A 20998-nucleotide genomic window follows, 5' to 3' on the forward strand; every position below is an offset into this window, starting at 1 on the left:
CATATCTCCTGCTAACCCACACATCTGGTACGATTTTGCTCTAATCCATGTAGCAACTAACAATCCTCTGTTGAGATGATGGGAATTCAACAGGAGAATGCGATGTCTCTAACGGATAATGAGCACAAGCTTTAGGTTAATGATGTTTTGCGGACACCTGTAGGTGCGGGCGGAACATAAAAGCTAACACATGAAATTACGCATCAAACCACATCGCAAGGCTCGTGCGTCTGGCTCCGTTATGGAGATTTGACCAACGGGTGACTACATTGAGTTCATGCCAAAAGGTACACCTCAGCAACGTGTGGGGCAGTATTATTGGCAGAATGTAGGATTACAGCTCAGTAAATCCATCAAGACCATCAAGACTTATGAGTAGCTTGGCCATGAAAGTTGAGAATGTCCAAACGCGGCCATTTGGCTTATGTTGATACCTCAACCAATAGGACGGTGAGTTTATGAAACGGGTATTAGCTCTAGCGATAGCGTTGGCCATGTCAGGCATTGCCCATGCAGAACCGACCATTGACGGCTCAAACCCGCGCTATTTCGACAGGTCACTTCAAGAAATTCGCGCCTCGTTAGATGAAGCAGAGGCAGAGCGCTTTAACGAAGCCGTCGAAGCTCTGTTGATGCGTCGATCTCAGCAAGGGATGACGATTGTCGAGATCAGCGAGCTAAGTGATGATGAACTTGAAGACATGGCCACAGAGGCTCGTCGCAGTCTGCACGGCCTTAGCGGCCCTGAGGTGCTCGAACTCGCGGGAGAGCTCCCCGAGAAAAGCAAAGAGGCTGACGATCTTGACATTCCCATTGCGCAAGAAATGCTGGACCGCTTCGTTATCGAAAGCGCCGAGTACCAGTTGATTGAAGATGACTCGTTGAATGCTGCTCCCGTGATAACGTTGCGCGTGACCAACAACACTGGCGAGCCAGTCGCGAGGGCGCACTTCCGAGGTGTATTGCAAAGCCCAGGTCGTTCGGTGCCTTGGGTCGACGAGACGTTCTACTACACCATTTCTGGCGGTATCGAGCCGGGCGAAACGTTGGAATGGAATTTAGCGCCCGATAGCACTGGCCCATGGGGCAACCCATCGATTGGTGATGACGCCAGTCTAAGTATTGAGGTGCTTCGCCTGGACGATCCCTCAGGGAGCATGCTTTGGGAAAGACCTTGACGTAAATGGTGCCTAAAAACCCGCTTCGGCGGGTTTTTTTGATGCCAATTAAGCTGTCCACGATTCCTAGCCAAACTTAGCGAATTGCGTTACGTTCACTTCTGGCTCAATCCAGCAGCGATTCCCCCGTGCGTGTTAACAGCGCTTTCAAGCTAGGCGACTCGAACCGGCGCTGGATGGTAATGGCGTAGAACTCTTCCCAGACGCCGGGGAGCGCGCCGTAATCTTTGAGCGTTCCGTTATTGAGCTCGTCACGCACGACGACCGGTGGCATGACGGCGATGTGCTGGGTATCCCGCGCCAGCAGACGCATCATGGCCATGTCGTCCACCTCGGCGGCGATTTTGGGCGTGAGACGATGATGGCCGCAAAGCTGATCGAACGCGTGGCGCGTAGCGTTTTCCACGCCGGGTAAGATGAAAGCATGCCCGTTTAGCGCGCTAGGAAATATGGGCGGGGGGGAAAGATGAGGCGTGGCGATCAGGCTCACAGGCTGGCGCGCCAGTCGCTGAGAGTGCCAGGGGTGTTCGCTATCGCCGCGAACGGGCTGGTTCGAGAGCACCACGTCGAGCTTATGGGCAGAAAGCCGTCTGAGCAGGTCGTCGAGCCCACCGCTTTGCAAAATCAAATCCAAATCGTCTCGACCTAGAAGCGGCCTTACGAACCCCTCCTGAAAGTTACGCGACAGCGTGGCGACCGCCCCCACGCGAACGACCTCGCGGTGGGCGTGGCCACCCTCGGCGAACAGCGCGCTGAGCTCTTCTCCCTGGGTAAAAATGGCCTCGGCGTAATCGAAGGCGAGCCTGCCGGCTTCGGAAAGATGCAGCTGGCGCCCCTCTCGAATGAACAGCGCTTGGCCCAAGCGCTCCTCTAACTGACGAATCTGCTGCGAGAGGGACGACTGAGAGACATGCAGCGCCTCGGCCGTGCGGGTGAGATGGCCTAATTTTGCCACTTGCCAAAAGTAGTAAAGATGGTGGTAGTTGAGCTTCATGGCAGGAGATCTCAGCAAGGTGGGTCTTTTCGTTCTTTTTTAGCGAACGTTTTATCAGATATAAACTATTTTTTATATGGTGACGAGGGCGGCATAGTCTTTGGGATACGACCAAGGGAGAACGGCTATGCCTCAATTCATCGACTTCGCGGTGCTGGCACTGCTCGCGTTATGGCTACTGATTCCGGTATCGCTACTGGTAGTGGCAGGCGCGAGCGCCCGAGCTGGCACCTCCAAATCGCTAGGCCGTGCATGGAAAGCGGGCCGTCTACTGACCCTAAGTGCGCTGGTAGCGAGCCTTGCCGTGGGCGCGCTGCTTTTGATGGATGCCTGGGGGTTACCGACCGGCCTGCCCGAAACCGCCCAGCCTTTAGGATTGTACCCCGACGGTTTGGCGGTGTGGATGGCGCTGCTCATCAGCCTGCTGGGTACCGTATTACTGCGCTTTGCCGAGGGCTACTTGAAAGGTGACCGGGGAGAGCGTCGCTTTTTGCCGTGGTGTCTGGTCGTCCTCGCCAGCGTGATGCTGTTGGTGTTTACCCATCACTTGGTCGTGATGTTGATTGCCTGGGTCGGCGTCAGTGTTGCCTTGCACCATCTCTTGACACTCTATCCCGAGCGTGTGGAGGCGCAGCGGGCGGCCTGGCAGAAATTCGTCGTCAGCCGTATCGGCGATATTGCGCTGATCGCAGCGGTAGCGCTGCTCTATGCGCGTTTTGGCACGTTCGAACTGCCCGAACTGTTTGCCGCGGCTGCCGCTGGCTCAGGTGGCTGGCAGGTAGAGGCGGCCTCCGTTGCCCTGGCGGTGGCGGCACTGTGTAAGTGTGCCCAGGTGCCCATGCACGGCTGGCTAATCAAAGTCATGGAAGCACCCACGCCCGTGTCGGCGCTGCTGCATGCAGGGGTGATCAACTTGGGGGGCTTCGTGTGGCTACGTCTATTTCCAGTCTTCGATGGCTTGACGCTGGGGCACTATCTGCTCATCGCCGTGGGTGGTTTCACGGCTCTGGTGGCCGTCATGACGATGCTGACCCAAACGTCTGTCAAGCACGCGCTGGCCTGGTCGACCTGTGCGCAGATGGGCTTCATGCTGTTCGAAATCGGCGTCGGTGCCTACACCCTGGCGTTGGCGCATCTGCTGGCGCACTCGCTCTACAAAGCTCACTCGTTCTTGGCGTCTGGCCGTACCGCCCGTGCGGCTCGCTGTGAGCGCTTGCCGCTGGCCCCGATCCGTCAGCGACTGGCCCTTGCGCTGCCTGCGGCTGCGCTTGCCGCAGTGGTATTGGCCGTGTTCCCCACGCTGGTAAGCCACAACCCGCTACTCGGGGCACTGCTGAGCTTGGCCGTGGGTAGCACGCTATTGGGCATGCCCGTGGGCACGGCAAAGCGCAAGCGTTTAGCGCTATTCGTCATGGCGCTGGGGCTGGTGCCACTGTATGCCTTGCTTCACAGCATGCTCGCGCCTGCGCTACCCAGTGCGTATGCCCCCTTGACGCTGATGGCGGGCTTGCTGGGCACGCTGATGCTGGCGAGTTTGGTGCTGGCCGCCGGAGCGGTCACGCTCTTTCCGCAGGCGGCTTGTGTGGCGCGCTGGCGGGTTCACTTTAGCCAAGGCCTCTACTTGGCGCTGCCGTTCCAGCGCGCCGTCGATGCCATTGCTCCCATTCATGATTGGTCACGTCCTGCACCGCTGGCCCACGGTTTGAAAGGAGAGTGGTCATGACGTCGTCGTACCTCGATGCTTTGAAGCGTGCCACCGACGCCATTGCCCCGGTATGGCCTCTGGATCAGTGGATTGCGGTCAACCCTTGGTGGGGGCTCAAACATCAGCCCATCGAGCAGGTGAGCCAAGCGTTGAGCCGCCGTGCTGGGCAGCCAATGACCATGCCCGCCGAGTTTTATCGCCATGCATGGGAGGCGGGGCGCATCACATCTCAGGATGTGCAGCAAGCGCTGCGTCAGGGCGGCTATGCTTACAGTGAACAGAGCCTAGTCGGCTACTTGGCATCTCCGCCGAAAGCAGCCACGCCGCTGCGCAGCGCCTGGGAGGTGCTGAAAGGGCACGATGGGTTCAATGCGCTTGCAGAAAGCTGCGCCAGCTACTTCGACCAGCATCAGCAGCGCTGGTCAAATCCTACTGGGGAGTCGCTGTATCCCTTCTGGAAACATACGGTACAGCACGATTTACGCTGGCCTAAAACGCTTCGCCAGTCGCTACGGACGCTGCCCGATGAGCCCATGGCCGCGGTCGAGCAGGTCGCAGCGGATTGGGCGCTGACGCCAGAGGCCTTCGAGGCGTTGACCCATACGCTGCTATTGAGAGTCAACGGCTGGGCTTCCTGGTGTCAGGGGATTGGGTGGCACTCGGCTGATCAACAGCCGAGTGCTGGAATACACCAGCTGGCGGCCATGGCGCTGGTTTGGGAGTGGCTCGGAGTCGATCAGCTCACCACCGTTCAGCGAAGAGAATGGTTTTCCCAGTGGCAAACCGGGCAGAGCACGCTTGACCTACACGAGGCGCTGTGGTGCTGGCAGCACGCCTATGAGCTGGGGTATCAGCGCGCGCTTGCATCGGTGCTGGCGGCACCGAGTGAGCCGCTGCCCCACGTACCCAAGGTGCAAGCTGCGTTTTGTATCGACGTACGTTCGGAGCGCTTTCGTCGCCACTTGGAGAACGCCGACGCCTCGGTGGGCACGCTTGGGGTAGCCGGGTTTTTCGGCATGCCGGTCGCCGATGCGGACACCGGCCCCGAGCGGGCTCAACCCCGCGTGCCGGGGCTGCTGAAGCCCGCCTACCGCATCGGCACGCCTGATCCTCATGCACAAGGCATTCAGCGCTATCAGCAAGAGAGCCAGCGTCAAAGCGTACGCCATGCCAAATACGCGCCGCTCTCGACGTTCACGCTCGTCGAGACCACCGGGATTGCCTGGGGCTGGAAGCTGATCAAAGACAGTCTGCGCAAGCAGGCACCGGTGCCGCAGTGCGAGGCGCCCGAAGGGTTGTTTCATACCTACGACGGCGAACCGATTGCAGGCCATGACAAGGTGGCTCTGGCGAAAAACCTGCTCACGCTCTTGGGGCACCCAAGCGCTTCGCTGTTGGTACTGGTGGGGCACGATTCACAAAGTGACAACAACCCCCACCACGCCGGGCTGACCTGCGGTGCCTGTGGCGGCCAGGGTGGCGGCATGAATGCCCGGGTCGCCGCTGCGCTACTGAATGACACGGAGGTTCAGCAGGCGTTGCCACAGATGGGTATCGTGCTGCCTTCGCCATTTTTCGCGCTAGCGGCGACGCACTGTACGCTGACCGACCGGGTGCACGTCTATCACGACGAGCAGATGCCCGAGACGTTGGAAAGCGCACTGAGGGCTTTCGAAACTGCTGCCCAGCGCGCCGGTGCGGCCACCCGCTTGGAGCGTGCTCCCGCTCTGGGCGTCGAGAAACAGGGTGCCACCGAGCGCTTGGAGAGTATGGCCATGCGCGGCGCCGACTGGTCGCAGCCGCGCCCGGAGTGGGGTCTGGTCAATAACGCCGCGTTGATTCTCGCGCCCAGGGCGCGCACCCAAGGTAAAGCGTTGGATGGCCGCGCTTTTCTGCACGAGTACTACCCCGAGCAAGACCCGGAAGGCAGCGTACTGGAAGGATTGATGATGGCGCCAATGCTGGTCGCTAGTTGGATCAATCTGCAGTACTACGCGTCGACCGTGGTACCCGACCTGTACGGTGGGGGCAACAAGCTATTGCATTCGGTGGTGGGCGGTCACGTGGGCGTGATCGAAGGGAACTCCCCCCAGCTACGTATCGGTTTGCCAGAGCAGTCGCTGCGCGATGGCGATACGCTGCACCACGAACCGCTGCGTCTTACGGTGGTCGTGGATGCGCCCAAGGCGCGTATCGAGGCCATCATCGAGCGCCAGCCGGTCGTTGCCGAGTTGATTCACCACCGCTGGCTGTGGCTAACGCGATTGGGCGAAAATGGCCTGGAGCGCTACTCACCCCAAGGCTGGCAGCCCATCGCGGGCGAGCGCGAGTGAATACGGCTCATTTGCTCGTTGCGTAGCCGGTCATTTCTAGATAGCCGACTCCTAGCGCCTCTTGCGTGATGGTGTCTCGCACCGTCACATCCCCTTCCCAATAGGGCACGGTGGTCGGCATCCAGCGATTGGGATGGCGGGCCTCGATCGTGAGATCCAACCCGGCGTTGGGCATTTCCAATTGCCAGGTCGTCGGTATATCGCGCTGCGCGACGCGCTCGGTCGTAAGCGGGGCCAGGGTAATCTCCTGGGAGCCTATCTGCTCGGTGTGGCCATTCGCGTCGAACAGATGGGCAAACGAGTAGTCGCCGCCGTTCTCTCCGCCGCCCCGTAGCCGATAGGCCATTAGCTTGCGCCCATCGTTCAAGTGCAGGGAAAACCAATCCCAACCGGTCTGCTCCGCGGTGAGTAGTTGGCTACTCCACTCGCGGTCCAGCCAGCCCCTGCCGGTCACGCTCGTTTGTTCGCCATTGAGTGTGACGCTTCCTTCGATCTGTAGATAGGGCTGGCTGTAGTAATGCGACCCCTGGCCTTGCACGGTTTTGGCATTGAATCCGTTGTCGCCGTGCCACACCAGCGGGCCTTTTGCCGACAGCGTTAGCGCGTAGCCAAAGCGCTCATTGCCCTCACCGCTGTAGGCGCTAAGGGTGAAGTGCTCGAAGTTCGCGGAGGCGGGACTTTGAAAGCGCCAATCGTCTATCCAAGCTTGAAACGGCGACGCCGTGACGCCCGCCTGACCCTGGGACTGTTCACTGTGGCTGCGAGCAAAGCGTTCCGCCGCCAAATGCGTGCCCCCTTTAGATAATCCCATGTGAGCCATCCAGACTTGGTCACTGGCCCACTCAATAGGCGCTGGACGCTCATCGGGGGGCATCAGTGCTTGGCGAAAGAGCGTCCATTGAAGGCCTAGCGGCTGGCCGACGCTATCCTCCAAATTGGCAGTAAGATACCACCACTCGATACGGTAGTCGGGATGGGGTCCGTGGTCGTCGGGGAAAACGAGCGGCGTCTCGGCACTAGCCTGGGCGTAACCTTCTGCCTCCGCTCCTAGTCCAGCAAAGCCCGCTTGGGGGGACGACATGTCACTTGGCTCACTGCAACCCACCAGCAGGGTGGCCATGCCGATCATCCACGCGGTCAGCAACGCTCGCTGGGTGCGTTTGTTCATGTGACTCCTTCGTTGAGCAACGTGCTAGGCGCGCTGCGCCAGAGCTTCCAGCAGGGAAGGATGGCCGCAAGCAGTGCCACTCCGACCGCCGTCAACAACATCGTCATGATGTCGCTGGGAAACAGTTGGAGCGGTAATCGCCAGCCAAACGCCGCGACGTTGATGACGGCCACCAACAGCCAAGTGATCGCAATGCCCAGCGGTAGGGCTAATAGCCCGGTGAGAAGCGAGAGTCCGCCTAACTGCATCAACGGTAGCACCACCAACGTCCTGCGTGGCACTCCCAGCGCCCATAGCGCGGCGAGATGACGCTGGCGCTGATGCGCCTGGGCCAGCAGTGTGGCCAGCAGTGCCAAGGCGGCCACGCCGAGGGTAAGTGCATTGAGCGCGCGGGTAATAGTAAAGGTGCGCTCGAAAATTTGCCTCGCCGTTCGCTTGATCTCCTGCTGGTCCACCAGCGCCTCACCTGACAGGCCGAACGTATCCATGAGGTCGCGACGAAACCGCGCTTCGTCTGCGTCGGTTCGCAGAGCCACCCCCACGGTAGCCAGCTCACCCGCAAAGCGTTGGGTTAGCGCGTCGACGGTCATGACGATCTGCGACTGCGGGTTGCCATAATCAGGGTAGATCGCAGCAATGGTCGCTTCCTGGCTGCCCTGTCGAGTGGCGAGTGTCAGAGTGTCCCCGGGGACAAAGCCATAGGTAAACGCCATTTGCTCGTTGATGAATACGTCGTCTTCGCGCAGTGCTTGCCAAGCTGCAGAGATGCCTCGCTCGGTGGCTAGCAGGGGCCAGTAGTCGGTCAGTCTGGGTATGGGATGGATCCCGAAGAGCGAAACAGCGCCTGCTGGAGGGGCTTGATGCGCGGACGCCGTGCTCACGTCGAGTACCTCCGCCGTGCCTCTGGCGGTGGGAAGAGTGTCCAACACGCTCGCTTGTTCGTGAAGCCACATGTTGAGGGGCGCTAGGGTCGAGGGAGCGGCGTTAATGTATAGGGGAGCCGTGAGACGCTGGTCCAGCCACTCTAAAAAGGTCAGCCGAAAGCCGCCGACCATACTGCTCACCCCTAAATTCGTAGCCAGGGCGATGAGGAGCGCCATCATGGCCAGCGATAGTCGAGGAAGCTGCCGCTGCATATCGGCCACGGACCATTGCAGCAGGGCGGCGCGGCGAAAGATGCGCTGCAAGCAGCGTAGTAAGATGTCAAGAAGCGGCGGTAAGCAGAGCGCACAGGTCAGTAGCAGAGCCGCGACGAGTCCAAAACTCAGCAGTAAGCCGCTGCCGCTAGGAAGTCTGCTCAACCAGAGTGCCAGCCCCAGCGTCGTGAGTGCTGCAGCGCCCCCCGCGATGGTGAGGCGGCGTAGCTGGCGCTGATAGCTGCTTCGCCAAGCGTGGTCATGGCCCAAGGCAAGCACATCGAGCGTGGCGGCACGCCATAGCGTACCGCTACCGGCAAGCAACAAGCCACCCAGTGTGATGGCGAGGCTTCCAAGCCAGTAATGCCAAGGCAGGCTCAAGGCGCTCTGCACCTCGGTGCTATAGAGTGTGTTTAGCGTACTAGCGACATCAGGCAGGAGTTTACCTGCCAGCCACAGCCCGCTGACCAATCCGGCGGCGGCACCAATGCCACCTAACACTAAAAGTTCCAACAATATGGCGGCAGTAAGTGTAGCGGCCGGTACTCCCAGTGCCCGTAGCGTGCGCATCGTCGCCAGCCGCTGCTCCATGGCCAAGCCAAGCGTGGCTTGGACGATAAATAGTCCAACGATCAGGGAAAGAAAAGCCAGTGCCGTCAGGTTGAGATGGAAGCTATCGGTCAACTGGCCCGGTGAGGCCACGCTGGCCGCCCGGGTCATTCGGTAGCCGCTAGGGGGTTGCCTAATGGCGTCTGGTTCGGCGACCAAGCTAAGCGTTGCCCGCTCGCCAAGCAGCGCAGATAGCGCGCCAATGTCCATGACCAGTGTGCCGGGAGGGAGATCATTACGCAGCGTTAAGGGCGGTAAGTGGTATCCGCCAAGGAGGGGTGTTGCGCCTGGCGCGTCCGCGCGGTTCAGCCCAATGGAGGGTAGGGAGTCCGCTGCGAGCTGTGTCTGCCAAGGAGGTGTCATGAACGCTGTGAGCGAGCTAGTGCCGTCACCGGAGGGGAGCGTGAAGGGGTCGATACCCAGTAGCGTTAGGGTGGTGCCCTGGTGGAGGATCGTGGCTTCGAGCAGCGGTGAAACAGGCAGTCCCGCCCGGCGTAGCGCTAGGTAGTCGTCCATGCCCAGCGGTGCGCCTTCCAAGCGGTCGAGCTGGTCGCTGCTTGCAGTGAACAGTGCGCTAGCGCGGGCATAGCTCTCTTTTGCAGTGGTGTTAATCGCCTGCACGCTGCTCCATAGCGCGCTGGCGACCCATAAACCTATTAGTAGCATCGCCAACTGCGTCGGGTGGCGCTTATAGTGGCTGAGCAGTGTCCTCAGTACACGTCCCATCATGCGACAGCGTCCTGAAATTGGCCACGATGTAAACGCAGGGAGCGATCCAGTGGCGCAGCAACGCGGCGACTGTGCGTCACCATCAACATCGCGCAGCGGGTCTCCTTGACCAGTTCAAGCAGCAGCTCCAGCACGCGCCCCGCCGTTTGCTCGTCTAAATTGCCGGTGGGCTCATCGGCCAGCAGGAGCGACGGGCGCACGGCGAGCGCTCGTCCAATGGCAAGCCGCTGCTGCTGGCCCCCGGAAAGCTGTTCGGGGTAGTGCGCTTCACGCCCGGCAAGCCCTAACCGCTCTATTAAATAACGGCTCCACCCAGGATCTTCTTTGTTTGCTAGCCTTGCCTGCAAGCGTAGGTTGTCGGCAACGTTCAGGCTCGGCACGAGGTGAAATTGCTGAAACACCAGCCCTAACTGCTGACGGCGGAGAAGGGCACACTGGGTTTCATTGAGCTCGGAGAGTGACTGGCCATCGATAACGACTTGACCACTATCGGGTGTATCCAGGCCGGCGGCAAGATGGAGCAGGGTGGACTTGCCACTACCGGACTCGCCCATCAGCGCGAGGCTTTCGCCGCGGGCGAGATGGAGGTCGACCCCACCCAGTACCTGGAGTTTGCCCTGAGGCGTGCTGAAGGTTTTACGAAGCCGTTGCAGAGCAAGCATAGGTGTCTCCTAGGAGAGAGGAAGCCTGACTATAGCAAAGCACAGGGAATCCTCTCGGGCGTTACGGGTCTATCGTTGCGTGCATGACCCTATCGAAAAGTTTCAAAGTCACAAGGAGCGCATATGGAAAGGATTTACGCGTGGGATCATCGACATGAGCAGGTGGTGTATCGCATTCCTGGCCATACCCATAAAGACGGTCGTGAAGATAGTGATCTATCACCGGTTTGGCTGCCTGCATCACCAGAGGAGTTGCCAAGCGGGGTGGCCGTCGATGATTTACGTAAAGTCGATGTCGACGATTAGAACTGAGAAGAGCGCTCAACCGCCGTTTTTTATCGAAAATTTGCTAAGCTGATCGACGATTTTCTCGGCGGGTACTCATGGCATGCGCTCTTCCCCTTTCACTTTTCGTCCAACGCGTTGGCTACCCGGCGGGCATCTGCAAACGCTGTATAGCCCTCTTTTTCGAGCCACGCCTCGGCTCCAGCGTCATCGAGAGCGTATCACACTGGAGGACGGCGATTTCATCGATCTGGACTGGTACGGGCCACGAGGGGAAGCGACGCGCTGCGCTATTCTACTCCATGGCCTCACCGGGAGCTCGTCATCGCTGTACATTCTAGGCCAGCAGCAGGCGCTGGCCGAGCAGGGTTGGCAAAGTGTGGCGGTCAATTGGCGCGGCTGCTCCGGCGAACCCAATCATCGAGCCCGTGGTTATCATTCCGGTGCCAGCGAAGACCTTGCCGATATCGTCACGCAGTTAGCCGCACGCTATCCGAATAAGCCGCTCGTGGCCGTGGGCTACTCCCTAGGCGGCAACGTGCTGTTGAAATATCTCGGTGAGACAGGCAGCCAAAGCATGCTCCGAGCCGCCGTGGCGGTATCAGTACCGTTTCGGCTGGACCACTGTGCCGAACGAATTCGCCATGGCTTCTCGAGGGTTTACCAGGCGCGATTTCTACGCGGTTTGCGTCATTATGTGGAATCCAAACAGAGAGCTTTCCGTACGCAGGGCCGAGAGCAAGAGCTTGAGCGTTTGACGTCTCTGGAAACGTTGGACGGAATGGAAACGTTTTGGGATTTCGACGGTCGCGTCACGGCCCCTTTGCACGGCTTTGCCAGCGCTGAGGAGTATTACCGACGCTGCAGTAGCGCCTTCTTCGTATCAGCCATTCAAGTGCCGACGCTGATCGTGCACGCCCAAGACGATCCCTTCATTTACCCGCACAGCGTACCCGAGGCCGATATGATACCAGAGTGTGTGACGCTGGAACTCTGGGCCAGTGGCGGCCATGTTGGTTTCATCGAGGGCGCCCCTTGGCGGCCGCGATATTATCTCGAACACCGCTTGCCGGATTGGCTGGGGACACAGGTGCCTGTTTGTGCAATCTTGCAGTCCAGGCAGACGATAGCGTCGTGATCTTTCTATTGATGGTCTGCCTATTGAGTGAGGAGTGGTATGTCAGCGTTTTATGATCGTTTGAAAGAAGTGGCCTGCTGTATGAATTTATCCCATGGCTATGGGCAACACGTGCCCGAGCAAGCGGGCATACGAGCACTTAACGAGGCCTTCGAAATGGGATATCGCCATTTTGATACGGCCACGCTATATGGTGCGACGGCTAACGAGCGCTTGCTGGGTAAGGCGCTCGCGTCCAAACGGCAAGGATTCTTCTTGGCTAGCAAATGCGGCATGGCCATGGACCCAGAGAGCGGCAAAAGAGTGATCGACGGGCGGCCCAAGACGCTGCGCCGGCAGTGTGAAGAGAGCCTGGCGCGCTTGCAAACCGATCACCTGGATCTTTATTACCTTCATCGTATGGATCGCCAAGTGCCCATCGAAGAGAGTGTGGGCGCACTGGGGCGGCTGGTCGAGGAGGGAAAAATCAGGGGCGTCGGTCTTTCAGAAATTTCGGCCGACACGCTGCGTAAGGCGCACGCCGAGTATCCCATTGCGGCGGTGCAATCCGAATACTCGCTATGGACACGTAATCCCGAGATCGCCTTGAGCCAGACGTGCCAAATCCTAGGGACGGCGCTGGTGGCGTTTAGCCCTTTGGGTCGGGGGTTTCTCTCCGGCGCCATCGATGCCGATACCGTCTTTACCGAGGGCGACATGCGCGCCGGAATGCCGCGTTTCAATGGCGATAATCGTCACCATAACCTCGCGCTGCTGGCGCAGTTCACGGCCGTGGCAAGCCGCTTGGAGGTCACTCCCGCCCAGTTGGCGTTGGCGTGGGTAAAAGCGCAGGGGAGCCATGTCGTACCGATTCCCGGTACGCGCTCTGTCATCCATATGCGGGAAAATCTACGAGCCGAACAGCTGGTGTTGAGCGAGCCAGACCTTGCGCTGCTCAACGAAATGATGCGTCCCAACGATGTCGCTGGCGCGCGCTACAACGAAGCACAGCAGGCGGATATCGATACCGAAGAATTCGCCTAGTAGACGCGCCATTTATTTTGAGCGCCGCGTTGCTTTCTATTGGCCCTGCGCTACTATTCTCATCATTCAGACGAGCGTTTCGTCTGGCAAAGGGCCACGACCATGTTAAAAGGCTTAATCGTTTGTTTTGCGGTGTTGTTTGCACAGTTAAGCGTGCTGAGTATTATCGATGCGCGTCTTTATAACGCTCAAGATGCTCGCCAAGTCACGTCGACGGTCGTCACACCGCAAAAAGAAGAAGATGGCGACGATCACGAGCCGCCGCTGCTGTAAGCATTTCATGGCATAAAAGCCGAGCCTTCGGGCATCGAACAAGGGTAGCATCAGCTACCCTTTTTTATTCGGTGACCTTCTACCGTGTGTCTACAGCATCTCTTCTAGCCACTGATTGAACGTTGCCCAGGACTGCTCATCGGCACGTGGGTGGTAACGATCGCTGCCGAAGACACTGAACGCGTGCGGTGCACCCGAATAGATGCCGACTTCATACGTCACTCCCGCGGCTTCCAGTTCCTCCGCTAGAGTTGCCACATCGTCTAGGCTCACTGCCTCATCAGCACCGCCATGAGCAATGAAAATCGGCGGCGTGTCACTTGAATAGGCTTGCCCATCGGGTGTGTCTAGTCCGCCATGGAAACTCGTGTAAGCAGCAATATCGTTGGCTTCGCCCGAACGAGCGATCTCTAGGGCGACTGCACCCCCAAAGCAATACCCCATGATGACCGCCTGTGTGGCGGTGCCTGATGCTCGTGCTTGATCGAGCCCTGCCAGTGTCAGCGTTCGCATGCGTTCGCGGTCTTGATAAAGGGCTTGTGTGGCTGCCTGCTTGTCTTCAGTGGCCTGGGGACGATTGCCTGCCCCAAATAGGTCGACGGCAAACGCATCGTATCCTTGCTCTGCAAGCATATCGGCGCGCTGTCGTTCGTAATCATCTATACCGTCCCAATCGTGGACGATGATGACGCTCCCCTTGGCGTTGTCGCCCCCTGAGATGAAGTAGCCTTCGAAACGTTCGCCGTTTACATCGTAGCTAACGTCCTCTCCACTGGGCGTATACGCATTAGCCGTCGTGGCGAACGACAGCGACGCGAGTGTCAAAAGACCGAAGCAAGTAAATGAAGTAGGAATTTTATGGCGCATGGATCTGTCCAAGTGGGTGTAGGAGTTAAAGCATAGTCAACCCAATCGAAAGGAGAGACACGAACGCGGATGTTTAGCGTGGAAGACTAAGACTTGCGTCTGGAACTAGCTAACGGCATCCTTGTCCGTTGATAGTATGACCACTAGGGAGCATAGATACATGGCTTTTAACGATTCGAACACGGCGAGAACGCAACCCCAGAGTGTGGTGAGCGGCGCTAGTGCCAACAAGGTGTTGCGCAACACTTACGCTCTTTTGGCCATGACACTGCTGTTTTCGGCTGTCACGGCGGGCGCCTCTGTAGCCATGGGTATCCAGCAGATGAACATTTTCGTGTTCTTCATTGGGGCTTATGGCTTGATGTTCTTGGTCCACAAGACCGCCAACTCCGCAGCAGGTCTGCTGGCAACCTTTGCGTTTACGGGTTTCATGGGGTTCACCCTAGGGCCGATTATTTCTGCCTATTTAACGCTGCCAAACGGTGGCGCGTTGATCATGAACGCTTTGGCCATGACCGGCCTGACGTTCATTGGCCTGTCTGCTGTGGCGCTAACGACAAAAAAAGACTTCAGCTTCTTGAGTAATTTCCTGATGGCGGGTGCCATCGTGCTGATCCTCGCCATGGTGGCGGGTATCTTCTTCAACATCCCCGCGCTGTCGCTAATGGTGTCTGCAGGTTTCGTGCTATTTGCGTCTGCCGCGATCCTCTATCAAACGAGTGAAATCGTGCACCGCGCTGGTGAAACGAACTACATCCTCGCCACGGTGACGCTCTACGTCTCTATCTACAATCTGTTCGTCAGCCTGCTCTCTATTCTGGGTATCATGAGCAACGACTGATCGTTAGCATGCAGGCTGTCACTTGACGCGGCATCCCCAACAGACCCTACTAGGTAGGGTCTGTTTTTTTTCACGGGTTCAGTAAGAGACGATACAATGGAGTACGGCTTATTGGTCATGGGCGCGCCTTACGCCAGTGCAGCACCGCACTCGGCACTTCGCTTTGCCAAGGCGCTCATTGATACAGGTCACCGAGTGGCGGGAATTTTCTTCTATCAAGAGGGAGTTCATAACGCTTCACAGTTAATGACTCCGCCACAAGACGAACTCAACATGCGTGATGCGTGGATTGCGTTGCACCACGAGCATGGCGTTGCACTGGAAGTATGCATTGCTGCCGCGCTGCGCCGGGGGATAATGAGCGAGACCGAGGCCAAGCGCCATGGCCAAACGCACTTCAACCTACAAGCGCCGTTCGAATTGACCGGCCTGGGGCAATTGCTCGCCCTTCAACAGCGTTGCGATCGTGTGATCACCTTTGCGTAGGGAGCAGTACGATGAGTCATGAAAACGAGCGGCTGGTGATCATTCGTCATGCGCCGTATAGCTCCAATGCCCTGCGAGAGGGGCTGGACGTGGCTTTGGTAGCGGCCGCGTTTGGCCAAACGGTCAGTCTACTGTTTCTTGGGCAGGGCGTACTGGCCCTGCTAAAAGAGCAAAAAACGGGTGCGCCAGGGCAGAAAGCGACGCTACCGACCATCGATATGCTGGAGATGTACGACATCGATCAACTGTTAGTGCCACAAAGCGCGCTGGATGCGCTGCACTTGCAAGTCGACCAGCTAGTAGAGGGGGCGACTGTAGTGGCCGACGCGGGGTTGCCCGAGTTGTTACATCGCCACTCTCAAGTGATGAATTTTTGAATGGGCAGCGCCATGTTACATATTTTGAACAAGCCCACGCATAGCGAGCCCGCAGAACAGATGCTCCTCACCATTGCCGAGGGCGATAGTATTTTGCTCATCGAAGATGCCGTTCAAGCGTTACTGCACGTTAATTGGCGGGGCTGGCACCTGGAAAATGATATCCGCGTGTTTATATTGGAAGAAGACGCAATATCTCGGGGTGTGTATCCAGCTTTCCCCGTGTCTCAAGATCGATGGCTGGATATGAGAGGGTTTGTTGCGTTGACCGAGCAGCATACGAAGATTTTATCTTGGTACTGATTAATGAACGATACAAATTTATACCGTTATCTTGATGCAAATAAAAAAATCAAAATTGACCTTGAGGGCTATTTAGTTAAGCAAAGCGACTGGGACGATGGTGTTGCCGCATTATTAGCTGCGGATGAAGGGCTAGCACTGACGGAGGAGCATTGGGAGCTCATTCGTGTGGTTCGGGATTTTTATACGCGCTACGAAATGGCGCCGGCGATGCGCCCATTAGTCAAAGCCACCAAGCAAGCCCTAGGCGAGGAAAAAGGGCGCTCGGTCTATTTAATGCGTTTATTCCCCGGCAGCCCGCCAAAACGTTTGGCTCGTATTGCTGGGTTACCTAAGCCAACGAACTGTCTATAGCCGACTGAACAGGGTTATACCAGATCGCCGCGAGTGCATACTGATAGCACGACCGCATCTTCTTGGCTGGTAGAGACTAGGGCGTGGCCCATGTCACTGTCAAAGTAGATGCTGTCCCCCTCCGCTAGCACTAACGGTGCATAGAATTCCGTATAAAGCATGATGTCGCCGTGCAGTACCATTAAAAACTCCTCGCCATCGTGCCGTACCCACTGATGATATTCGTCAAAGCTGCGTGCTCGAACGATCGTTTTAAATGGGATCATGCGCTTTTGCGCGAGCTGATGGCCCAGCAGTTCATGTTCGTAGGTTGGGGTAGGGTGCAGTTGGCCTTTTCCTCTACGCGTCAGATCGCGACGTCCCATGGTGTAGCGCTCGCGCTTGGGAGGCGTAAAAAGCTGCGGTAGATCGATATCGAGACCGCTCATTAGCTTCTGTACTACGCTGAACGTTGGCGAGACTTGGTCGTTCTCGATTTTAGAAAGCGTAGAACGAGCTATACCGGTACGCTGGCTCACGTCCTCCAGCGTCCATTGATTAGCTAGTCGAATCTGTTTGAGCCGTTCGCCCAACCGTAGTGGTTCGACGAACGGCTTTCGCCCTGACGCGATGCGCAGCGCTGCGTGCTCTTCAGAAGTGGCGGTCATAACGGTCACGTGAGGTAGAGGGCAACATGAACGCCGCATGGTACCACAGCTCTTGCGCTCAGGGCGCCACTAGGGAGCATCGGTGAAGGGGAGTCCCAAAAGCGCTTTGATATGCGCCTCGGCGCTGCTGGCAAGGGAGGTTGGATTGTAACCTCCCTCTAGTACGGACACGACGCGATTGTCGGCATAAAGCGCCGCAATTTCCATGGCCAGGTGCGTTACCCAATAGAAGTCTTCATCTTCTAAGCAAATATCGCCCATTGGGTCCTCTTTATGAGCATCGAACCCTGCCGATAACATTACCAGGTCGGGTTTGAAGGCATGCAGTGCGGGGAGCCAATGACGTTCGATGACTCGTCGATACTCTTCACTGCCGGTACCGACTTCCAGCGGTGTATTCACCACATTTTGCCATTCGCTGCGCAAGTAACGCCAAGGATAAAACGGGTATTGAAAGCTGGTGCAAATGAGCACGTCTGGATCGTTCTTAAAAATGTCGATGGTGCCGTTGCATTGGTGAACATCGAAATCGAGAATGGCGATCCGTCTAGCACCATAGGTTGCTTTTGCATGGGCGGCCCCCACGGCAATGTTGTTGTAAAAGCAGAAGCCCATGGCATCGGCTGCTTCGGCATGGTGGCCGGGGGGGCGCACGGCGCAAAAGACGTTATCCGCTTGCCGTTTGAACACCTGATCCACGCCGCGAATGACGGCACCTGCGGCTACACGCGCTGCTTTCAAGCTATCCGGGTTCATCATGGTGTCGCTATCCAGCGTCACGATTCCTTCGCTAGGCAGGCATTTCTCCAAGGCATGAAGGTGGCGCAAAGGATGAACCCTGGCCAACGCCTCGTCACTCGCCTCTTTGGCATCGCCCTGCATGGTTTGCTGTAACAGTCCAGAAAGTGACAGGCGCGCCCGAATCGCCTCTAGCCGCAAGGGGCTTTCAGGGTGCTCTGGCCCCATATGATGCAATACGCAGTCGGGGTGGGTAAGGTAGGCAGTGATCATTCGAGCGCTCCGGTAACGTTAGCATCACCTTAATCGCCTCGAGGGCTTGCGCGACAGTGTCAATAAGTCGTACACATTAGTCATTCATGTCAGAGGGAGACGCATAGTGAGCACACGCTTTCTGCATCATTTTTTCGAACCTCGCTCGGTGGCGGTGTTCGGTGCCTCTGAAAAGCCAGAATCTTTGGGTGGTTTGGTGTTGGGCAACCTGCAAGATGGCCAATTCAGAGGCAAGCTCTGGGCCGTTAACCTGAAAGGTTATGAAAAGGTGTTTGGCGTAGATTGCGTACGTACAGTGGAGGAACTGCCCGACATTCCTGATCTCGCCGTCGTGTGTTCGCCCATTGAGGGCGTTCCCAGACTGATTAAAAAGTTGGGTAAGTACGGTGTGAAGGCGGCTTTGGTGCTTTCCGGGGGTGCGTACCTAGACCGTGAGGAGGGCAGCAAGGGGTCGATACGCCAGCGCATGCTGCAGGCTGCCCGTGAATCCGGCATCCGCGTTCTAGGCCCGGAGTGTATGGGGCTAATCGTACCGGGAAAAAAACTCAATGCTTCGTATGCCAGCCAGCCGATCAAGGCGGGGCGCGTAGCATATCTAGGCCAATCAGGAATGCTGGCCAATGCGATGATCGACTGGGCAGCGGGCCGAGATGTGGGCTTCTCTCACCTCATTACCGTTGGCGATAGTGTCGATGTGTTATTGCCGGATCTCATCGACTACGTCAATCAGTATTCGCCTGCGCAAGCGATTCTTCTACATCTCGAGCGGGTGACGGATGCCCAGCACTTTATGACGTCTGTCCGGGATGCCTCACGCAACCGACTCGTGGTGGCGATTAAAAGTGGTCGCACCGCTCAGTCGGACATATCTGGTATGCCGCCCACGCCGGGCATTGCCAATCGCGATGTCGTGTTCGATGCCGCTTTTGCACGTGCCGGCGTGGTGCGTGTCAACGATTCGGATGAAATGCTCGATGCCCTAGAAACGCTGTCACGTATGAAACCGCTACGCGGTGATCGCTTGGCAATCGTCTCCAATGGACTTGGGCCTGCCATGCTGGCCATCGATAAGTTAATTAGCGCGGGTGGCAAGCTGGCTGAATTCAGCCCCGAAACCCAAGCGGCGTTACATAAAAGTCAAGTCGATATGAGCAAGCCCGGCGAAAACCCGGTGGACTTGGGCGGAAACGCGACTCCGGAGCGGTTTGTTGAGGCGCTGCAAATCGTCACCGCTGACCCGAACGTCGATGCCGTCCTAGTCGTTCATGCACCTACACGTTTAGCGCCTTCCCAGGTCACGGCTCAAGCGCTCATCGATCACCGTCGCTCTTTCAAACGTAATTTACTCACGAGTTGGATGGGTTTGAAAGAGGCGCTCAATGCGCGACATGTCTGCAACCTCGCGGGTATTCCTACCTATACGTCACCTGAAAAAGCGGTGAAGGCCTTTATGCATATGGTGGATTATCAGCGCGTTCAGGCGTTGCTGCATGAAATACCGCCCAGCCTGCCGTTTTCCACGAGCCCAGAGATTCGCGCCGAGTGTCGTGCGCTGATCAAGCAAGCAAAAGAACAGGGCCGCCAAACTCTCGCTCACTCTGAAACCGCCCAAGTATTGGAAGCTTATGGTATACCCACTGCCCCCAGCGCCTACGTGAACTCACCAGAAGAAGCCTTGGTGGTCGCCGAACGCTTTCCAGGACCAAAGGCGCTGAAAGTGGTTCACGAAGGAAACTGTCGGCCGTATCGCTACCGCAAGCATCCGCATAAGATTTCCGCTGGGTTACTGCAAGATTTAGAGACGCCCGAACAAGTCGCCGACGGGGTGAGGCAATTAGGCGATAAAGTGCAGGAGAAATTTCCCGAGCATGCCATCCGCGAATACTGTTTGCAGCCGATGCAGCGGGGCAAACATTCGATGCAGATTTGTGCAGGCATCACCCGGGACCCGGTATTTGGGCCGCTGATCGTGTTTGGTATTGGGGGGTATAAGGTCAACGTGTTGGCTGACCGGCAGGTGGCGTTGCCCCCGCTCAATATGAGCCTCGCCTCCGACGTCGTGGGGCGCACCCACGCGGCCTCTTTGATCCGCGAGCACTCCGCCGACCCAGAGAGGGATATCCAGCATCTATGCCAGTTGCTAGTCAAACTTTCCCAAATGGCGTCGGATTTGACCGATTTACGTGGCCTGGAGCTCAATCCATTGCTGTTGAACCGCGACGGTATGTTGGCAGTGGATTTTGCCATGGATCTGGGGCACCCCGCGCGTTTTGCGATCATGCCGTACCCGGAAGAGCTTCGTCAGTGGGTGACGTTGAAAAATGGCTGGCAGGTAGAAGTGCGACCCATCCGCGCAGAGGATGCACCACTGATCACCACCTTTCACCGGCAGCTCTCAGAGGAGAGCATCCGTTTCCGCTACTTCCATAACAAGTCGAACCTTACCCAGCGCGACTTGTCGATTTTGTCGCATATCAACTATGACCGTCAGATGGCATTCATCGCCGAGCATCAGCACGATGATGGCAGTAAGGAGATGTTGGGGGTGGTTCGGGTATGGAACGACCCTGACAATATCCGCACCGAGTTCTCCGTGATCATTCGGGATGATCTTCAGGGACTGGGCATTGGCAGTCTACTGATGAAGAAAATGATCGACTACTGCACCAGTATCGGCACGCTCGAAATGATCGGTAAAATCATGGTGGATAATCACCCCATGCGAGCGTTGATGAAACATCTTGGTTTTCGTTGCCGTTACAATATGGAAGAGCAGGTGATCGATGCCGTACTGCGCCTGAATGAACCCGACAGCGAGTGGCAGCGCCATCGTTTGGAGAGTCAACCGGATTGACCCTTCCAATGAACGGTCTGTGGCT

20 protein-coding genes are annotated in these 20998 nt (G+C 57.5%); 13 read left to right on the plus strand and 7 right to left on the minus strand.

Features of this window, described 5'->3' with window-relative positions:
* The first annotated feature begins 458 nt into the window (after window positions 1–458).
* Entirely contained in the window at window positions 459–1178 is a 720-nt protein-coding gene (locus tag FRH_RS15155; protein WP_281997200.1) for a DUF6694 family lipoprotein, read from the plus strand.
* Between the two features lie 106 nt (window positions 1179–1284).
* Here FRH_RS15155 and FRH_RS15160 read toward each other — a convergent pair whose 3' ends face one another.
* Window positions 1285–2190: a LysR substrate-binding domain-containing protein gene (locus tag FRH_RS15160; protein ID WP_239295764.1), complete on the minus strand. Its 906-nt coding sequence runs from the start codon at window positions 2188–2190 to the stop codon at window positions 1285–1287.
* Between the two features lie 109 nt (window positions 2191–2299).
* Between FRH_RS15160 and FRH_RS15165 the strand changes: the two genes are divergently transcribed.
* Window positions 2300–3895: an NADH-quinone oxidoreductase subunit L gene (locus FRH_RS15165; RefSeq protein ID WP_139527658.1), complete on the plus strand. Its 1596-nt coding sequence runs from the start codon at window positions 2300–2302 to the stop codon at window positions 3893–3895.
* Window positions 3892–6210 (plus strand): putative inorganic carbon transporter subunit DabA, encoded by a 2319-nt coding sequence (locus FRH_RS15170; RefSeq protein ID WP_139527657.1) that lies wholly within the window; start codon window positions 3892–3894, stop codon window positions 6208–6210. The genes FRH_RS15165 and FRH_RS15170 overlap by 4 nt, the downstream gene beginning before the upstream one ends.
* Before the next feature lie 7 nt (window positions 6211–6217).
* On the opposite strand, the gene FRH_RS15175 is transcribed toward FRH_RS15170, so the two are convergent.
* From FRH_RS15175 to FRH_RS15185, 3 genes are read right to left on the minus strand one after another with little or no spacing between them, the layout of a single operon-like run.
* On the minus strand, window positions 6218–7378 hold the full coding sequence (locus FRH_RS15175) for a lipocalin-like domain-containing protein (RefSeq protein WP_139527655.1): 1161 nt from the start codon (window positions 7376–7378) through the stop codon (window positions 6218–6220).
* Window positions 7375–9852 carry an ABC transporter permease gene (locus FRH_RS15180; protein WP_281997201.1) on the minus strand — a complete coding sequence of 826 codons (2478 nt, stop codon included), beginning with the start codon at window positions 9850–9852 and terminating at the stop codon, window positions 7375–7377. Before FRH_RS15180 ends, FRH_RS15175 begins: the two co-directional genes overlap by 4 nt.
* Entirely contained in the window at window positions 9849–10514 is a 666-nt protein-coding gene (locus tag FRH_RS15185) for an ABC transporter ATP-binding protein (protein WP_281997202.1), read from the minus strand. Before FRH_RS15185 ends, FRH_RS15180 begins: the two co-directional genes overlap by 4 nt.
* A 123-nt stretch (window positions 10515–10637) precedes the next feature.
* Between FRH_RS15185 and FRH_RS15190 the strand changes: the two genes are divergently transcribed.
* The 4 genes from FRH_RS15190 (at window position 10638) to FRH_RS15205 (ending at window position 13233) form a co-directional block, all read left to right on the plus strand.
* Window positions 10638–10820: a hypothetical protein gene (locus FRH_RS15190; RefSeq protein ID WP_139527652.1), complete on the plus strand. Its 183-nt coding sequence runs from the start codon at window positions 10638–10640 to the stop codon at window positions 10818–10820.
* A gap of 82 nt (window positions 10821–10902) precedes the next feature.
* Window positions 10903–11937 carry a hydrolase gene (locus tag FRH_RS15195; protein ID WP_239295760.1) on the plus strand — a complete coding sequence of 345 codons (1035 nt, stop codon included), beginning with the start codon at window positions 10903–10905 and terminating at the stop codon, window positions 11935–11937.
* Window positions 11938–11976: 39 nt separating this feature from the next.
* Window positions 11977–12960, plus strand: coding sequence for an aldo/keto reductase (locus tag FRH_RS15200; protein ID WP_281997203.1), 984 nt, complete (start codon window positions 11977–11979; stop codon window positions 12958–12960).
* A gap of 102 nt (window positions 12961–13062) precedes the next feature.
* Window positions 13063–13233 (plus strand): hypothetical protein, encoded by a 171-nt coding sequence (locus tag FRH_RS15205; protein ID WP_239295758.1) that lies wholly within the window; start codon window positions 13063–13065, stop codon window positions 13231–13233.
* A 90-nt stretch (window positions 13234–13323) separates the two neighbouring features.
* Here the strand turns inward: FRH_RS15205 and FRH_RS15210 are convergent, their stop codons facing one another.
* The gene (locus FRH_RS15210) at window positions 13324–14100 is read right to left on the minus strand and encodes a dienelactone hydrolase family protein (RefSeq protein WP_281997204.1); all 777 of its coding nucleotides are present in this window, start codon (window positions 14098–14100) and stop codon (window positions 13324–13326) included.
* Between the two features lie 160 nt (window positions 14101–14260).
* On the opposite strand from FRH_RS15210, the gene FRH_RS15215 reads away from it, so the two are divergent.
* The 5 genes from FRH_RS15215 to FRH_RS15235 all read left to right on the plus strand — a co-directional run bounded on the left by FRH_RS15215 (window position 14261) and on the right by FRH_RS15235 (window position 16461).
* Window positions 14261–14941 carry a Bax inhibitor-1/YccA family protein gene (locus FRH_RS15215; protein ID WP_139527645.1) on the plus strand — a complete coding sequence of 227 codons (681 nt, stop codon included), beginning with the start codon at window positions 14261–14263 and terminating at the stop codon, window positions 14939–14941.
* A gap of 96 nt (window positions 14942–15037) precedes the next feature.
* A complete protein-coding gene (gene tusD / locus FRH_RS15220) occupies window positions 15038–15427 on the plus strand; it encodes a sulfurtransferase complex subunit TusD (protein ID WP_139527643.1) in 390 nt (129 codons plus the stop codon).
* Between the two features lie 11 nt (window positions 15428–15438).
* Window positions 15439–15804, plus strand: coding sequence for a sulfurtransferase complex subunit TusC (tusC, locus tag FRH_RS15225; RefSeq protein ID WP_219863842.1), 366 nt, complete (start codon window positions 15439–15441; stop codon window positions 15802–15804).
* Window positions 15805–16107 (plus strand): sulfurtransferase complex subunit TusB, encoded by a 303-nt coding sequence (gene tusB / locus FRH_RS15230; RefSeq protein ID WP_281997205.1) that lies wholly within the window; start codon window positions 15805–15807, stop codon window positions 16105–16107.
* Window positions 16108–16110: 3 nt separating this feature from the next.
* Window positions 16111–16461: a TusE/DsrC/DsvC family sulfur relay protein gene (locus FRH_RS15235; RefSeq protein WP_281997206.1), complete on the plus strand. Its 351-nt coding sequence runs from the start codon at window positions 16111–16113 to the stop codon at window positions 16459–16461.
* 14 nt (window positions 16462–16475) lie between these two features.
* Here FRH_RS15235 and FRH_RS15240 read toward each other — a convergent pair whose 3' ends face one another.
* Window positions 16476–17108 (minus strand): XRE family transcriptional regulator, encoded by a 633-nt coding sequence (locus FRH_RS15240; protein ID WP_281997207.1) that lies wholly within the window; start codon window positions 17106–17108, stop codon window positions 16476–16478.
* A gap of 69 nt (window positions 17109–17177) precedes the next feature.
* Window positions 17178–18119 carry a histone deacetylase family protein gene (locus FRH_RS15245; protein ID WP_139527633.1) on the minus strand — a complete coding sequence of 314 codons (942 nt, stop codon included), beginning with the start codon at window positions 18117–18119 and terminating at the stop codon, window positions 17178–17180.
* 106 nt (window positions 18120–18225) lie between these two features.
* On the opposite strand from FRH_RS15245, the gene FRH_RS15250 reads away from it, so the two are divergent.
* Window positions 18226–20973 (plus strand): bifunctional acetate--CoA ligase family protein/GNAT family N-acetyltransferase, encoded by a 2748-nt coding sequence (locus tag FRH_RS15250; protein WP_139527631.1) that lies wholly within the window; start codon window positions 18226–18228, stop codon window positions 20971–20973.
* The last annotated feature ends 25 nt before the right edge of the window (window positions 20974–20998 follow it).

The sequence above is a fragment of the Halomonas sp. A020 genome (assembly GCF_027943625.1).
GTDB lineage: Bacteria > Pseudomonadota > Gammaproteobacteria > Pseudomonadales > Halomonadaceae > Vreelandella > Vreelandella piezotolerans.

Bases quoted from the DNA above. Each gene is read 5' to 3' on its own strand.
- FRH_RS15155 (WP_281997200.1), top strand. From the start codon at position 459: ATGAAACGGGTATTAGCTCTAGCGATAGCGTTGGCCATGTCAGGCATT.
- FRH_RS15165 (WP_139527658.1), top strand. From the start codon at position 2,300: ATGCCTCAATTCATCGACTTCGCGGTGCTGGCACTGCTCGCGTTATGG.
- FRH_RS15170 (WP_139527657.1), top strand. From the start codon at position 3,892: ATGACGTCGTCGTACCTCGATGCTTTGAAGCGTGCCACCGACGCCATT.
- FRH_RS15175 (WP_139527655.1), bottom strand. From the start codon at position 7,378: ATGAACAAACGCACCCAGCGAGCGTTGCTGACCGCGTGGATGATCGGC.
- FRH_RS15180 (WP_281997201.1), bottom strand. From the start codon at position 9,852: ATGATGGGACGTGTACTGAGGACACTGCTCAGCCACTATAAGCGCCAC.
- FRH_RS15185 (WP_281997202.1), bottom strand. From the start codon at position 10,514: ATGCTTGCTCTGCAACGGCTTCGTAAAACCTTCAGCACGCCTCAGGGC.
- FRH_RS15190 (WP_139527652.1), top strand. From the start codon at position 10,638: ATGGAAAGGATTTACGCGTGGGATCATCGACATGAGCAGGTGGTGTAT.
- FRH_RS15195 (WP_239295760.1), top strand. From the start codon at position 10,903: ATGCGCTCTTCCCCTTTCACTTTTCGTCCAACGCGTTGGCTACCCGGC.
- FRH_RS15200 (WP_281997203.1), top strand. From the start codon at position 11,977: ATGTCAGCGTTTTATGATCGTTTGAAAGAAGTGGCCTGCTGTATGAAT.
- FRH_RS15205 (WP_239295758.1), top strand. From the start codon at position 13,063: ATGTTAAAAGGCTTAATCGTTTGTTTTGCGGTGTTGTTTGCACAGTTA.
- FRH_RS15210 (WP_281997204.1), bottom strand. From the start codon at position 14,100: ATGCGCCATAAAATTCCTACTTCATTTACTTGCTTCGGTCTTTTGACA.
- FRH_RS15215 (WP_139527645.1), top strand. From the start codon at position 14,261: ATGGCTTTTAACGATTCGAACACGGCGAGAACGCAACCCCAGAGTGTG.
- tusD (WP_139527643.1), top strand. From the start codon at position 15,038: ATGGAGTACGGCTTATTGGTCATGGGCGCGCCTTACGCCAGTGCAGCA.
- tusC (WP_219863842.1), top strand. From the start codon at position 15,439: ATGAGTCATGAAAACGAGCGGCTGGTGATCATTCGTCATGCGCCGTAT.
- tusB (WP_281997205.1), top strand. From the start codon at position 15,805: ATGGGCAGCGCCATGTTACATATTTTGAACAAGCCCACGCATAGCGAG.
- FRH_RS15235 (WP_281997206.1), top strand. From the start codon at position 16,111: ATGAACGATACAAATTTATACCGTTATCTTGATGCAAATAAAAAAATC.
- FRH_RS15240 (WP_281997207.1), bottom strand. From the start codon at position 17,108: ATGACCGCCACTTCTGAAGAGCACGCAGCGCTGCGCATCGCGTCAGGG.
- FRH_RS15245 (WP_139527633.1), bottom strand. From the start codon at position 18,119: ATGATCACTGCCTACCTTACCCACCCCGACTGCGTATTGCATCATATG.